The sequence below is a fragment of the Pseudomonas mercuritolerans genome, from assembly GCF_025706525.1.
Taxonomy (GTDB): Bacteria; Pseudomonadota; Gammaproteobacteria; order Pseudomonadales; family Pseudomonadaceae; genus Aquipseudomonas; species Aquipseudomonas mercuritolerans.
Map to the genome: position 1 here is coordinate 865,060 of NZ_JAMSHA010000001.1, position 13,603 is coordinate 878,662.

At 60.4% G+C, this 13,603-nt stretch carries 13 protein-coding genes and 1 riboswitch; of the genes, 6 read left to right on the forward strand and 7 right to left on the reverse strand.

What is annotated here, in order from left to right:
* Nucleotides 1–61: 61 nt before the first annotated feature.
* Nucleotides 62–291, reverse strand: a riboswitch (cobalamin riboswitch).
* A gap of 162 nt (nt 292–453) precedes the next feature.
* On the forward strand, nt 454–1,038 hold the full coding sequence (locus tag ND528_RS04025) for a hypothetical protein (RefSeq protein ID WP_263469749.1): 585 nt from the start codon (nt 454–456) through the stop codon (nt 1,036–1,038).
* Nucleotides 1,039–1,104: 66 nt separating this feature from the next.
* Nucleotides 1,105–2,418, forward strand: coding sequence for a PQQ-dependent sugar dehydrogenase (locus tag ND528_RS04030; RefSeq protein ID WP_263469750.1), 1,314 nt, complete (start codon nt 1,105–1,107; stop codon nt 2,416–2,418).
* A gap of 128 nt (nt 2,419–2,546) precedes the next feature.
* Here ND528_RS04030 and ND528_RS04035 read toward each other — a convergent pair whose 3' ends face one another.
* The 5 genes from ND528_RS04035 to ND528_RS04055 all read right to left on the reverse strand — a co-directional run bounded on the left by ND528_RS04035 (nt 2,547) and on the right by ND528_RS04055 (nt 7,185).
* Entirely contained in the window at nt 2,547–3,083 is a 537-nt protein-coding gene (locus ND528_RS04035; RefSeq protein ID WP_041479547.1) for a C40 family peptidase, read from the reverse strand.
* Nucleotides 3,084–3,298: 215 nt separating this feature from the next.
* On the reverse strand, nt 3,299–3,916 hold the full coding sequence (locus tag ND528_RS04040; protein ID WP_016773699.1) for a C40 family peptidase: 618 nt from the start codon (nt 3,914–3,916) through the stop codon (nt 3,299–3,301).
* 191 nt (nt 3,917–4,107) lie between these two features.
* Nucleotides 4,108–4,812: a DnaA regulatory inactivator Hda gene (gene hda, locus ND528_RS04045; protein ID WP_007919828.1), complete on the reverse strand. Its 705-nt coding sequence runs from the start codon at nt 4,810–4,812 to the stop codon at nt 4,108–4,110.
* A 206-nt stretch (nt 4,813–5,018) separates the two neighbouring features.
* The gene (locus ND528_RS04050; protein ID WP_095180755.1) at nt 5,019–6,092 is read right to left on the reverse strand and encodes an AI-2E family transporter; all 1,074 of its coding nucleotides are present in this window, start codon (nt 6,090–6,092) and stop codon (nt 5,019–5,021) included.
* 34 nt (nt 6,093–6,126) lie between these two features.
* A complete protein-coding gene (locus tag ND528_RS04055; protein WP_263469751.1) occupies nt 6,127–7,185 on the reverse strand; it encodes a DUF2066 domain-containing protein in 1,059 nt (352 codons plus the stop codon).
* Between the two features lie 373 nt (nt 7,186–7,558).
* On the opposite strand from ND528_RS04055, the gene purM reads away from it, so the two are divergent.
* Genes purM through ND528_RS04070 form a run of 3 tightly spaced genes read left to right on the forward strand, consistent with a single transcriptional unit; the run spans nt 7,559 to nt 9,989 of the window.
* A complete protein-coding gene (gene purM, locus ND528_RS04060; protein WP_016773695.1) occupies nt 7,559–8,617 on the forward strand; it encodes a phosphoribosylformylglycinamidine cyclo-ligase in 1,059 nt (352 codons plus the stop codon).
* Nucleotides 8,617–9,267 carry a phosphoribosylglycinamide formyltransferase gene (gene purN / locus ND528_RS04065; RefSeq protein ID WP_212615610.1) on the forward strand — a complete coding sequence of 217 codons (651 nt, stop codon included), beginning with the start codon at nt 8,617–8,619 and terminating at the stop codon, nt 9,265–9,267. The genes purM and purN overlap by 1 nt, the downstream gene beginning before the upstream one ends.
* An 8-nt stretch (nt 9,268–9,275) precedes the next feature.
* Nucleotides 9,276–9,989 carry a DUF3108 domain-containing protein gene (locus tag ND528_RS04070; protein WP_056783915.1) on the forward strand — a complete coding sequence of 238 codons (714 nt, stop codon included), beginning with the start codon at nt 9,276–9,278 and terminating at the stop codon, nt 9,987–9,989.
* 238 nt (nt 9,990–10,227) lie between these two features.
* Here the strand turns inward: ND528_RS04070 and ND528_RS04075 are convergent, their stop codons facing one another.
* Nucleotides 10,228–11,853: a methyl-accepting chemotaxis protein gene (locus ND528_RS04075; protein WP_263469752.1), complete on the reverse strand. Its 1,626-nt coding sequence runs from the start codon at nt 11,851–11,853 to the stop codon at nt 10,228–10,230.
* A gap of 138 nt (nt 11,854–11,991) precedes the next feature.
* Nucleotides 11,992–13,038: an amidohydrolase family protein gene (locus tag ND528_RS04080; protein WP_269076911.1), complete on the reverse strand. Its 1,047-nt coding sequence runs from the start codon at nt 13,036–13,038 to the stop codon at nt 11,992–11,994.
* A 129-nt stretch (nt 13,039–13,167) separates the two neighbouring features.
* On the opposite strand from ND528_RS04080, the gene ND528_RS04085 reads away from it, so the two are divergent.
* Nucleotides 13,168–13,584 (forward strand): OsmC family protein, encoded by a 417-nt coding sequence (locus ND528_RS04085; protein WP_016773690.1) that lies wholly within the window; start codon nt 13,168–13,170, stop codon nt 13,582–13,584.
* The last annotated feature ends 19 nt before the right edge of the window (nt 13,585–13,603 follow it).

Consider the following 13,603-nt stretch of genomic DNA (forward strand, 5'->3'; position numbering starts at 1 on the left):
TGGATAACGGCGGGCAGGCACAAGAATAGACGGCAAAAAGCCTGGCATCGCCCACCGTGATGCCGCTGAGATGGATCAGGCCGGTCTCCGGGCTCATGAGCGGCGTTTCGCCTGACTGCGCGCCTTCCCGCTTCTTTCGAAGCAGTGGCTCAAGGCGCAGTTTTCACTCATTTACCGTTGCGGGGGCAGCGCCGGGATCGTCGTGGCTTCGCTTGCGGACCACACTCACCGGCTTCCCTGTTTCACTCTGTCGACGCGGGGCCACAGAGCACCTGAAACAAGCGGCGAAGGTTAGAGGGTTGGGGGTGGAGCGTCAATTGAAGAGGCGCTTTGCGCGCGAATAACTGCCGCTGATCAAATGTGCAGCGGCAATCTTGTGCCAGACTGTGACAAGTGATATCAAAGAGCCATGCTTTTTCCAAAAAGCCCACTACAACAATAAGGATGACGACGATGCAAGGCATGATCATCAGCAACCCGCGCCTGGAATTCCTGCGCCCGGTGCTGGAACGCTGGTTTGACTGTATCGATCGCTACAACACCGTTCGCGGCGACAACGACACGCCATATTGGCACGACGAAAAAGCCAATCTCGGCCTGCTCGCGGCAGCGGCGTGGATGGCTGAAATGGTCACGCTGAACGACACGGCCACGCGCAAACAGAACGAAGAAGGCGAACGCAATGCGCGCGCCGATCTGTTGATTGCCGGCAGCGAAGACCGGGCATTCATTCAGGCCACGCAACGCTGGCCACGGGTCAACAACCTCAACCTGACCCAGGCCCTGCTCGACATCACCCATGATGCCAAGCGCATCAGCTACGCCAGCGATCTCAAGCTCGGCTGCCTGTTCGTTGCTCCGCAAAAAGCCCAGCACAGCGCCAGCCCTGAAGAACTGCAGGACATGGTCGACGACCTGCAAAAGGAACACACCTGCGCAGTCGCCTGGTATTTCCCCTACGCCTATCGCAAATTGCGCAGCGACGCGGGCAACTATCATCCGGGCATCGCCGTGCTGTTCAAGGAAGCCCGCGGTTGAGCAGTTGAACCATCGGGCCTGCGCCCTCCTCTATGTTTAGGAATGCATTCATAGGGAAGATCAGCAATGCGCAAGGCCCAACTCGCTCTTATCATCGCCGTCGCTGGCGGGCTCGCCGCCTGCGGTGAAACCTCCAGCCTGCAAGTCTCCGACGGCACCGGCCCGTCACCGAAACTGCCCGAACCGAACAAGACGCTGATCCCGACAGTGAACATCGCCCCGGCGGTGGGCTGGCCGGAAGGTGCGAAACCGACCGCTGCGGCCGGCACCCAGGTCGCCGCGTTTGCCGAAGGCCTCGATCACCCACGCTGGCTCTATGTGTTGCCCAACGGCGATGTGCTGGTGGCGGAAACCAATGCGCCGCCCAAGCCCGATGACAGCAAAGGCATTCGTGGCTGGGTGATGAAGAAAGTCATGGGCAAGGCCGGTGCCGGTGTACCCAGCCCGAACCGCATCACCCTGTTGCGTGATGCCGACCACGATGGCGTCGCAGAAACCCGCACGGTATTTCTGCAGAACCTCAACTCGCCGTTTGGCATGACGCTCGTCGGCAACGATTTGTACGTAGCCGACACCGACCGCCTGCTGCGCTTCAACTACGAGCCGGGCGCCACCGAGATCAAGACCCAACCGATCAAAGTCGTCGACTTGCCCGGCGGCACGCTGAATCACCACTGGACGAAAAACGTCATCGCCAGCAAGGACGGCAACAAGCTCTACGTCACCGTCGGCTCGAACAGTAACGTTGGCGAAAACGGCCTGGATCAGGAAGAAGGCCGCGCGGCGATCTGGGAAGTCGATCGCGCGACCGGCAATCACCGCATCTTCGCATCCGGCATTCGCAACCCCAACGGCCTCGCCTGGGAGCCTAGCAGCGGCGCATTGTGGACAGCGGTCAACGAGCGTGACGAAATCGGCAGCGATCTGGTGCCGGACTACATCACCTCGGTCAAGGACGGCGGCTTCTATGGCTGGCCGTTCAGCTACTACGGGCAACACGTCGATGTGCGGGTCAAACCGCAGAATCCTGATCTGGTGGCCAAGGCCATCGCTCCGGATTACGCGGTCGGTCCGCACACCGCTTCGCTGGGCCTGACCTTCGCCGAGGGCAACAGCCTGCCGGCGCAATTCAAGGAAGGCGCATTCATTGGCCAGCACGGCTCGTGGAACCGCAAACCGCACAGCGGCTACAAGGTGATTTTCGTGCCGTTTACTGGCGGCAAGCCGACCGGGCAGCCGGTGGATGTGCTGACCGGTTTCCTCGACAAGGACGAGAATGCGCTGGGCCGCCCGGTGGGCGTGGTGATCGATCAGCAAGGTGGCTTGCTGGTGGCGGATGATGTCGGGAACAAGGTGTGGCGCGTGTCGGCCAGCAAATAAGCTGAGCACGACGTAAAAAAATGTGGGAGCGAGCCTGCTCGCGAAAGAGGTTTATCAGTCAAATCATTGTCGACTGACACTCCGCCTTCGCGAGCAGGCTCGCTCCCACAGTTCGTTATGTATTCGAGCTAGGGGTTATGCGCCAACTGCCCCGGCTGCAACACCCGCTTGGCGCTCAAATACGCCTTCTGCCAATAGGCCTTCGATAGGCTATCGAGCTTGACCGTGCCGCCCGTGGCCGGTGCGTGCACGAAGCGCCCCTCACCGACGTAAATTCCCGCGTGACTGACCTGCGAGCCGCCATTGGTGGCGAAGAAAATCAGGTCGCCGGTCTGCAAGCCTTCCTTGCCGACATTCGGCGCCTGCATGACGATCATTTCGCGGGTCGAGCGTGGCAGCGAAATTCCCGCCGCGTCGCGGTAGACGAAACCGATCAGACCACTGCAATCGAAACCGGAATCTGGCGTGTTGCCGCCCCAGCGATACGGCGTGCCGACCAGGCCGAGGGCGCGGAACAGCACGTCTTCAGCAACGGGGGAAAAAGCCTGGGAAGGAGCGAACACGATTGGCGCGCGAACCACGGGGGCTGGCGGCGGTGTACGGCTGGCGCAGGCGCTGAGCAGCGCGGCGCAAAGGATCAAGGTGAGGCGGGCCGACATCGTCATAAGCAGAACATCCTGATCTGGCTGCGGCTTTCTCTGCCGAATGGACAGAAACAAAACCGCCTGCGTCATCACGCAGGCGGTTTGCCATCAATATAGATTCAGGATTCTAGCGGCTACGCGGCAAACTTCAAGTAAGACTTTAACTTCACCTTGTAAAGTTTACGTCTACTCCATTGCCGTGCCGTTGTGTCGCCGCGAACGCAGCGACATCGGGCTTACTTGCGAGCGGTGACCACGGTCGGCGCCATGGCGAGTGCACGCTTGGCTTCGATGAAAGTCTTGCTCCAGTAGCTGTCACCCAGGCTGTCGATGCGAACACCGCCGCTGCGACGACTGCTGGAGTGAATGAACTGGTTGTCACCCAGGTAGATACCGGCGTGACTGACACGACCGCGACGACCATTGGTGGCGAAGAACAGCAGATCACCCGGCTCAAGGTTGCTGCGCGAAACCAGCGGCGCATCAACGTTGATCATTTCGCGAGTGGAGCGCGGCAGGTTCATGCCCGCCTCTTCGCGGAACAGGTAACCGATGAAACCGCTGCAATCGAAGCCGGCTTCAGAGGTACCGCCGAAACGGTAACGGGTACCGATCAGGGACATGCCGCGTTCGAGGATGCTGTCAGCCAGTACAGGAAGCTGATAAGGCTTGCTGCCGTTGAACTGGTTGAGTTCTTTTTCGGTGTCCAGCTCTTCCTGGTAAATAACGGAAGACTGGGCGGTAGCAGAATTCTTGACCTGTTGCGGCGGCTCTTGAACCGGAGAATGAGCAGCACAACCGAATAACAGGGTAACGAGTGCGAGAGGCACGAGGGGTGCGAAGCGCTTTAGCATGGGCACGACCGTGGCTGATAGTTGTAAAGAAGCCGAGACTATGCCCGCTATCGTCCTCATTTGCAAATTCAATCGAACTTTATGTGACTTCCCGGTTTCGCGTTTACATCTAAGCGCGTAACTCGCCTGGCCCGTGGATCGCCGCAAATAAGCGGGTTTTCTGGCGCCTGAAAGCTGGCAAAAGCCCACTACTACCAGCCCAGGGTTTCCTTGAGAAAGGGGATAGTCAGCTTGCGTTGCGCCTGCAAAGAAGCCTGATCGAGCTGCTCGAGCAGATCGAATAGCGCGCTCATGCTGCGCGTGCCGCGAGTGAGAATGAAGTGCCCGACTTCATCGGTCAGGTGCAGGCCGCGACGCGAGGCGCGCAATTGCAGCGCACGCAATTTGTCTTCATCGGAGAGTGGGCGCATCTGGAAGATCAGCGCCAGGGTCAGACGGGATTTCAGGTCAGCCAGCTTCACAGGCAGTTCGCGCGGTGAAGTGGACGCGGCGATCAGCAGGCGCCGGCCGCTGTCACGCAGACGGTTGAACAGATGAAACATAGCCTCTTCCCAGTCGGCCTTGCCGGCAATCACCTGCAAGTCATCCAGGCAGACCAGTTCGTACTGCTCAAGGTTGTCGAGGATTTCCACGCCGCGATCCATCAACTCGGCCAGCGGCAGATACACCGCCGGTTCGCCCATCTGCTCGAAGCGCAGGCACGCGGCCTGCAATAGATGTGTGCGCCCGACGCCGTGTTTGCCCCACAGGTAGATCAGGCTCTCCGTCCACCCGGCGTCGGCTTCGCAGAGACGCTCGACATAGCCGAGTGCAGCGGCATTGGCGCCTGGGTAGTAGTTGATGAAGGTGGCGTCGTCACGCAGACGCACACCTAGGGGCAGCTGAATCGGTTTCATGCTGACTGAACAGTTCTCAAAGGAACCGTTAGTGGCCTCTGTGTAAAGTTGGCGAAGTTTATACCCGTGAGGCTGAGCGCACAATGCGACAGACTCCAAGCAAAATCAAAGGTTTGCGTTAACGCACTGCTTTTGTGACAGTTTCTCTGACGCCCTCGCCCGCAAGACACGCGGCAGCCCGGCCAAGCGCCGGGCCTCTCGCAACATTACAGCTCAGGTTCGTCGACGCCGCTGTAGATCCCGGAATCCTTGTACAAGTCGTGGACATGACGCACCAGCACCATGATCACCGCCGCCACCGGCAGCGCCAGCAACACCCCGGTAAAACCGAACAGCTCGCCGCCAGCCAGAATAGCGAAAATCACCGCCACCGGGTGCAGGCCGATGCGGTCCCCGACCAGTAGAGGCGTCAGCACCATGCCTTCCAGTGCCTGACCGACCATGAACACTGCGACGATCCCGACCATCGGGTACAGATCGCCACCGAACTGGAACAACCCGGCGATCAATGCCGCGCCGATGCCGATGACAAAACCCATGTACGGCACGATCGCCGCGAGACCGGCAATCAGGCCGATCAACAGCCCCAGCTCCAGACCGACGATCATCAGGCCAGCCGCGTAGATCACCCCCAACGCAACCATCACCAGCAACTGCCCGCGCACAAACGCGCCGAGCACTTCGTGGCACTCACCCGCCAGCGCAACCACGCGCTCTTCGCGATCACGGGGCAGCAGGCTGCGGATCTTGCCCATCATCACGTCCCAGTCGCGCAACAGATAGAAGCTCACCACCGGAATCAGCACCAGGTTTGCCAGCCAGCCGATCAGCGCCAGGCTCGAGGCCGTCGCCTGACTCAGCACCACGCCGACGATGTCGGTGGTCTGGCCCATGTGCTCGCTGATCGCAGCTTTGACCTTATCGAATTTCCAGAAGCCGTCCGACAGCCCCAGTTTCGCTTGCGCCCACGGCACAGCGGTGTGCTGCAACCAGTCGAGCATCTGCGGCGCCAGCTCGTACAGACGCAGCAACTGCTTGGCGAGCATCGGTACCAGCACCAGCATCAACGCCGTGACGATCAAGGTGAACAAGGCAAACACGGCAATCACGCCCCAGGTTCGCGACAGCCCGAGCCGCTCCAGACGATCAACCAGCGGATCGAACAGATAAGCCAGCAACAACGCGACCAGAAACGGCGTGAGGATCGGGTGCAGCAACCATACAAACGCGCAAAGCAGGACTACCCCACCGAGCCAGAACCAACGCCGCGTATCGGCCATTTACCACTCCTGATGCTTCTATATAAGGAAAGACTTACCAGCGAAACCGCAACGACGGTGTCGCCGCTGCCGGGGTCGGCGCTGCGACCGCAGGCGTACCATCCGCCGCTGGCTGGGCAGGCGCCACCGGGGCCGGCACTTCGGCCGGCAGTTCCTGCAACTTCGCCAGCGACAATTGCGCGCGCAATTGATCGACGCTGCCATTGACCCGGTAGACGATCCGATCACCCTGCACGCTTTGCAGACGCACGCCGAACGGTTCGAGTAACCGCAGCAGCGCCGCATAATGCTCCAGATTCATGCCCTGCACTTCCAGGGTCTGCTGACCCGATGCGCCGGGTTTGGCGACAAATCGCGGCGCCAGACGCTCGGCCACCGCCAGCATCACCGCATCGGCAACCGCAGCCTGATCGGCGCCCTGCACACTGCCAGCCTCTTTCTGATCACCGAGCCACAAGCGCCATTTTGCCTGCCACTGCCCGCCCTCTTCGCGGGCATGCACCGCCAGCAAGGCGTCAGCGCTGTAGCGTTCCGAAGCACTGCGCAGGGGCGCCGGATCAGCGCTTTCCAGCGCAGGTGCGGTGGCGACCAGTTGCTCGCTGAGATCAGCCAGTGGCAAACGCAGCGGCAAACCGCGATGTTGCGCGGCCGTGCGCAACGGTGAGGCTGCGGCCTGACCGTCACCGACCAGACTTGAACCTTCGGTTGAGTCGTTCAGCCACCAGCCGAGAATCGACGGCCGACTCGCGCCCCACACCGGCAAGCCGGCCCGGCGCAACGCCTGCTCGGTGGTTGCCGGATCGAAATCGACTTTCAGCACTTCCGGTGGCCCGGCGTCGAAACCGAACTGGCTGATGATCTGCTGCGGATCCTTGCGAATCGGCGCCAACCCCGGGTTCTGCGCGGCTTTCGGGTCGCCGGTCAGGCGCAGCACCAAGGTATCGAGCGCCGCCTGCGTGGCGCGATCGCGCTCTTCCGGCGCCTGGCCGTTGACCGGTTGACGCACCTGATACAGGCCTTTGAGGTTTTCGGCATGGCTCGCCAGGCTGACCAGCGTCAGGCAGCCTACAAACAATAATTTACAAAAACGCATGGAAAATTCCCGTCGACAGGAGCGGCTGGAACACGCCGCGTGAACCGTTTGAGCAAGGCTGTGACCCCCACCCCTGGCGAAACATTCACACGGTGGCGGTAAGTTTTTGCACAGTCCTAACGATAGACGGTTAATCGCCACACCTTATACAGGCAGTCATAGCCTGCGATTGCAAAAAATTTCCGCCGATATGGCCCTGCCCGTCGGTGCGAGGATGGCCGCTGCCCCTCAAGCCTGATAAAATCGCGCGCCTTCGCAGACCGGCAACAGCCGGGCCCCTCGAAACTCGCGTGAGGCGATCGCCCATCGAGTTCGATGTTCCCGCTGAACTCGGTCGTTACCCCCTGAATCCCCTCCCCTAAAGGCCTGGATCATGAGCAAGCAACCCTCCCTGAGCTACAAGGACGCCGGTGTAGACATCGACGCCGGTGAAGCATTGGTCGAACGCATCAAGAGCGTCGCCAAGCGCACTGCGCGCCCGGAAGTCATGGGCGGCCTGGGCGGTTTCGGCGCCCTCTGCGAAATCCCGGCCGGTTACAAGCAGCCGGTGCTGGTGTCCGGCACCGACGGCGTCGGCACCAAGCTGCGTCTGGCGCTGAACCTGAACAAGCACGACAGCATCGGCATCGACCTGGTCGCCATGTGCGTCAACGATCTGGTGGTGTGCGGCGCCGAGCCGCTGTTCTTCCTCGACTACTACGCCACCGGCAAACTGAATGTCGACACCGCTGCCCAAGTGGTTACCGGCATCGGCGCTGGCTGCGAACTGTCGGGTTGCTCGCTGGTTGGCGGCGAAACCGCTGAAATGCCAGGCATGTACGAAGGCGAAGACTACGACCTGGCCGGGTTCTGCGTCGGCGTCGTGGAAAAAGCGGAAATCATCGACGGCTCGAAAGTCGCCACCGGTGACGCCCTGATCGCCCTGCCATCGTCCGGCCCGCACTCCAACGGCTACTCGCTGATCCGCAAGATCATCGAAGTCTCCGGTGCCGACATCGAGAACACCCAGCTCGACGGCAAACCGCTGACCGACCTGCTGATGGCCCCGACCCGCATCTACGTCAAGCCACTGCTCAAGCTGATCAAGGACACTGGCGCGGTCAAGGCCATGGCCCACATCACCGGTGGCGGCCTGCTCGACAATATCCCGCGCGTGTTGCCAAAAGGCGCGCAAGCAGTGGTTGACGTGGCCAGCTGGACTCGCCCGGCCGTATTCGACTGGCTGCAGGAGAAAGGCAACGTTGATGAAACCGAGATGCACCGCGTGTTGAACTGCGGTGTCGGCATGGTCATCTGCGTGGCTCAGGAGCACGTCGAAGTGGCCCTGAACACTCTGCGTGACGCTGGCGAGCAGCCTTGGGTCATCGGTCAGATCGCCGTGGCCGCCGAGGGCGCTGCGCAGGTCGAGCTGAAGAACCTCAAGGCTCACTGATGCCAAAGCCCTGTGATGTCGTGGTGCTGTTGTCCGGCACCGGCAGTAACTTGCAGGCTCTGATCGACAGCACGCGGACCGGCGACAGCCCGGTCCGCGTCGCTGCGGTGATTTCCAACCGCGCCGACGCCTACGGCCTGCAACGCGCCCGCGACGCGGGTATCGCCACCCGCTCGCTGGATCACAAGGCATTCGAGGGCCGCGAGGCCTTCGATGCCGCGTTGATCGAACTGATCGACCAATTCAATCCCAAGCTCGTGGTACTGGCCGGCTTCATGCGCATTCTCAGCGCTGATTTCGTGCGTCACTACCAGGGTCGCCTGCTCAACATCCACCCGTCGCTGCTACCCAAATACAAAGGGTTACACACTCATCAGCGGGCGCTGGAGGCCGGCGACACGGAACATGGCTGCTCCGTGCACTTCGTCACCGAGGAACTCGATGGCGGACCACTGGTCGTACAAGCAGTATTACCGGTAGAGTTGCACGACACGCCGCAGAGTCTGGCGCAACGAGTCCACGCTCAGGAACACCTGATCTACCCGATGGCAGTACGCTGGTTTGCCGAAGGCAGGCTGACACTCGGTGACCAGGGTGCTTTACTCGACGGCCAATTACTCGCCGCCAGCGGCCACTTGATTCGAAACTAGGAGATATTATGCGTCGCGCCCTGCTCTTCGCTTGCGCTCTGCTCGCCCTGCCCTTCGCGCAGGCAGCGGACCTTCAACCGTTCTCCGCCAGCTACACCGCCGACTGGAAGCAGCTGCCCATGAGCGGCACCGCCGAACGCAGCCTGACCAAGGAAGCCGACGGTGTCTGGAAACTCAGTTTCAAGGCGTCGATGATGATCGCCAGCCTGACTGAAGAAAGCACACTGAAGCTGGACAAGGACACCCTGCTGCCACAGTCCTACCACTTTGAACGCGGTGGTCTGGGCAAAGCGAAAAAAGCGGATCTGGACTTCGACTGGGCCAACAAACTGGTGACCGGCACCGACCGTGGCGACGCAGTGAAGATCCCGCTGAACCGTGGCATGGTCGACAAGTCGACCTATCAACTGGCGCTGCAGCACGACGTTGCCGCCGGCAAGAAAAGCATGAGCTATCAGGTGGTTGATGATGGCGAAGTCGATACCTATGATTTCCGCGTGCTGGGTTCGGAAAAGGTCGACACCAAGGCCGGCCAGATCGACGCGATCAAGGTCGAACGCGTGCGCGATCCGACACAAAGCAAGCGCATCACCGTGCTGTGGTTCGCCAAGGACTGGGATTACCTGCTGGTGCGCCTGCAACAGGTCGAGACTGACGGCAAGGAGTACAACATCATGCTCCAGGACGGCACGGTTAACGGCAAAACCGTTAAAGGCAGCTGATCCATAGCAGAACAAAGGGCCCCGCGAACGCGGGGCTTTTGTTTATCTGTTCGATGATACTGCGCGGCGGCCTACCCCTCACCCCAGCCCTCTCCCGAGGGAGAGGGAGCCGACCGAGGTGTCTGCCGCTAACCATCGAGCTGAGAAACCGAGTCGAATATGGATTCCAAAGCATCGCAGGATTAGTCCCCTCTCCCTCCGGGAGAGGGTTAGGGTGAGGGGCTTTTGAAGGTCAAACTCACACCGAAAACCGCGCCACCATCCCGTTCAGATCCACCGCCAACTTCGACAACTCCTGACTCGCCGCACTGGTCTGATTGGCCCCTGCCGATGTCTGCATTGCCAGATCACGAATATTCATCAGGTTGCGATCCACCTCGCGCGCCACCGCCGCCTGCTGTTCCGAGGCGCTGGCGATGACCAGATTGCGCTCGTTGATCAAGGTAAACGCCGAGGCAATTTCCTCCAAAGCCGAGCCTGCGCTCTTCGCCAGCTCGAGGGTCGAACGCGCCCTTGAGTTGCTCTGCTGCATCGAACTGACCGCCGAATCGGTGCCCTGCTGAATCCCGCCGATCATCTGCTCGATTTCCTGGGTCGACTGCTGGGTGCGATGAGCCAGCGCCCGCACTTCATCAGCCACCACCGCAAAGCCACGCCCGGCATCGCCGGCGCGCGCCGCTTCGATCGCGGCGTTGAGGGCAAGCAGGTTGGTCTGTTCGGCAATCGAGCGAATCACGTCCAGCACTTTGCTGATGCCATGAACCTTTTGCGCCAGCGCCTCGACCTGCGCTGCGTTGTTGGTGACGTCGCCGGCAAGAAACTCGATCGACGTCACTGTCTGCTGCACTTGCTCGCGCCCTTGGCGGGCGATGCGGTCGGATTCGCGGGAAGCTTCAGACGTGGCCACGGCGTTGTTCGCCACCTCTTCCACCGCTGCTGTCATCTGGTTGACCGCAGTGGCGGCCTGTTCGATTTCCTGACTTTGCTGATGCAAGCCGCGAGTGGCGTCTTCAGTGACGCTGCTGAGTTCTTCGGCAGCCGAGGCCAATTGCGTGGACGACTCGGAGATTCGGCGGATTGTGTCGCGCAGATTGTGCTGCATGCTTTTCAGCGCTTGCAGCAGGCGCGCCGGCTCGTCTTTGCCAACGATGTGAATGTCGCCGGTCAAATCCCCACCGGCCACTACTTCGGCCACGCTGAGCGATTGCGACAACGGCACGACAATGCTGCGCGTCAGCAGCAATGCCAGGCCGACGGTAATCAGCGCGGCCATGGCGATCATTACTGCGACCCACAGCCGCGATTGCTTAAACACCAGCCGCGCGGCCTCAGTGGCCAGACCGGCATTCTGTTTATTCAACTCGACCAGCTCACGCAAAGTGGCGGCGATTTCATCGGCCAGCGGGCTCATCTGATCATTGAGAATAGTCGAAGCCTCAGCAACCCGATTCTGCGCCGACAGCTGTAGGACTTGTGCCTGGAGCTCAAGGTATTTGTGCTCGGTGCCCTTGAAGCGTTCGAACAATACGCGCTCTTCAGGCAGCACGATCAAAGAGTCATAACGCTGCTGCGCTTCGCTCAAGCCACTGCGCAGCTCGTCGAGCTTGGCGACATTCTGCTCCAGTGCCTTGGGGACACGGTTGAGCAACAGGCGCATGGTCAAGGCACGCAGGCGCAGCATGTCCTGGCTCATCTCACCCACCGCCATCACGCTTGGCAGCCAGTTGTTGTCGACTTCATCGGACTGCGCACGCATGTTCGACATTTGCAGCAAGGCGAACGCGCCGAGGGCAAACACCATCAAGGCGAGCAGGCCAAAACCGAGACCGGCACGCGGGGCAATATTGAGACTACGGATATTCATCACTCTGGCTCCTTCCAAAAGCGCTGCATCAGCCTGCAGCGGGTTGCTTTAGAAGGTATCGGCATTGCCCTGAAATTGCGTAAGACGAAAAAGCGATAGGCAGACGAGCGGCTAGTCCGAACCCATGGCTTTGACGTTTCAGCGCGGAGCAGCGGGTTTACCTGTATTGCGCGGCAAGATTGCCAGGAAGTTATCCCGCGCGACTTTGCGCGCCACCGCTTCCGGCAGCGCATCGAGAAATGGCTTGTAGCTGTGCATTTCCTGACCGAGCTTGTTGAACCGTCCTACCACGTCAGAGCCGAGCATGAAGCGCTCGGGATACTTTTCCACCAGCGCCAGCCATTCGGCGCGGGGCTTGCCCTGCTCGTCCAGCAGATACGGCGTGAGCATGCTCCACGACAGGTCGATAAACAGATTCGGATAAGCCTCCAGCATGCGCGTCAGGGTTGGCAGGAGAAACGGCAACTGGGTCTGATGCCGATGGATCTCGGCGCTGGTGCCGGCATGCGCCCAGATGAATCGCGTATGCGGATGATTGCGCAGCGGCTCTTCGACTTCTTTCAGGTACAACGGATTTTTCTCACGCTTGGAGGTGATGTTGGAATGCAGCATCACCGGCAGGTCGTTTTCCGCGGCGAGGTGATAGATCCTGGTCATCGCCTCGTTGTTGGCCCGGGGTGTGTCGCCGGAGGTCAGCGCGGTCAGGTCATCGTGCCGGGTGAACACCTCGCCGATGCCCTGCCACAAACCCGGATACAGGTCGAGCATGCGCTGAATGTGCGCGGCGGAATTCTTGTCATTGGGATTGAAGCCGGACAGGAACGGATGAAAGTACTGGCGCTGCTCCGGCGCAAGTTTTTCCACCGCGTCGGCAATGATCACATCGGTGGCGCTGTACCAATAGGCATCGGCGTCATCACCGGCGTAATAGCGCGGGCGCTTGGGTTCGTCTTCATGCCATTTCTTCGCCACGGGAATCCCGGAAATCATCACGTGCTCGATGGAATTGTCCTTCATGGCCGTGAGCAGTTTCTGCATGCCGGCGCTTTCCTGGAAAAAATCCACGTAATGCAGGTGCGCATCGCTGTAGGTGTATTCGCGGGCACTGGCGCTGCCAGCGAACAGCAGCAGACAGGCAAGACTCAGACGAGACAAGGACACAAGTAATCTCCGGCAGATGGGCATAGCCTAGACCGCGCCCGAACGACAAGGGTTCATCCCTGCGGAAAAGCGGAACGCCCACTGCCGGGAATGCTCTATAACTGCAAGGTCTGCTTTGATCGAACGATTTTTCCTGCCGCCTGTGAGGTTTCCATGACTGTTACCGTCAATACCGTCTCCGCCGAAGGTTTTCGTCACACCGTCCAGATCGACGACCACGAATTGTTTGCCGATGTACCGAAAACCGCCGGGGGTGAAGGCACCGCGCCAGAGCCACACGATTACTTCGACGCTGCGCTGGGCGCCTGCAAAGCGCTGACTGTGAAAATGTATGCGAAGAAAAAAGACATCCCGCTGACCGGCGTAGGAGTCGAGGTAAAGCGCGACAACAGCCAGGAACAGAAAGGCAAATACGCCCTGCATGTCACCCTGACGCTCAAAGGCGTGCTGACTGACGCCCAGCGCGAGGAACTGCTGCGTGTGGCCGATCGCTGCCCGATTCACAAATTGATGACCACCAGCGAAGTCAGCATCGAAACTCACGCACCACAAGGCTTCGACAGCCAATAATCCTCCTGATGCCAGCGGC

What these genes read in the sequence shown, in the direction of transcription:
- ND528_RS04075 (WP_263469752.1), bottom strand. Translation starts at nt 11,853, where the DNA reads ATGAATATCCGTAGTCTCAATATTGCCCCGCGTGCCGGTCTCGGTTTT.
- ND528_RS04050 (WP_095180755.1), bottom strand. Translation starts at nt 6,092, where the DNA reads ATGGCCGATACGCGGCGTTGGTTCTGGCTCGGTGGGGTAGTCCTGCTT.
- ND528_RS04055 (WP_263469751.1), bottom strand. Translation starts at nt 7,185, where the DNA reads ATGCGTTTTTGTAAATTATTGTTTGTAGGCTGCCTGACGCTGGTCAGC.
- ND528_RS04070 (WP_056783915.1), top strand. Translation starts at nt 9,276, where the DNA reads ATGCGTCGCGCCCTGCTCTTCGCTTGCGCTCTGCTCGCCCTGCCCTTC.
- ND528_RS04080 (WP_269076911.1), bottom strand. Translation starts at nt 13,038, where the DNA reads ATGCCCATCTGCCGGAGATTACTTGTGTCCTTGTCTCGTCTGAGTCTT.
- ND528_RS04085 (WP_016773690.1), top strand. Translation starts at nt 13,168, where the DNA reads ATGACTGTTACCGTCAATACCGTCTCCGCCGAAGGTTTTCGTCACACC.
- ND528_RS04040 (WP_016773699.1), bottom strand. Translation starts at nt 3,916, where the DNA reads ATGCTAAAGCGCTTCGCACCCCTCGTGCCTCTCGCACTCGTTACCCTG.
- purN (WP_212615610.1), top strand. Translation starts at nt 8,617, where the DNA reads ATGCCAAAGCCCTGTGATGTCGTGGTGCTGTTGTCCGGCACCGGCAGT.
- hda (WP_007919828.1), bottom strand. Translation starts at nt 4,812, where the DNA reads ATGAAACCGATTCAGCTGCCCCTAGGTGTGCGTCTGCGTGACGACGCC.
- purM (WP_016773695.1), top strand. Translation starts at nt 7,559, where the DNA reads ATGAGCAAGCAACCCTCCCTGAGCTACAAGGACGCCGGTGTAGACATC.
- ND528_RS04030 (WP_263469750.1), top strand. Translation starts at nt 1,105, where the DNA reads ATGCGCAAGGCCCAACTCGCTCTTATCATCGCCGTCGCTGGCGGGCTC.
- ND528_RS04025 (WP_263469749.1), top strand. Translation starts at nt 454, where the DNA reads ATGCAAGGCATGATCATCAGCAACCCGCGCCTGGAATTCCTGCGCCCG.
- ND528_RS04035 (WP_041479547.1), bottom strand. Translation starts at nt 3,083, where the DNA reads ATGACGATGTCGGCCCGCCTCACCTTGATCCTTTGCGCCGCGCTGCTC.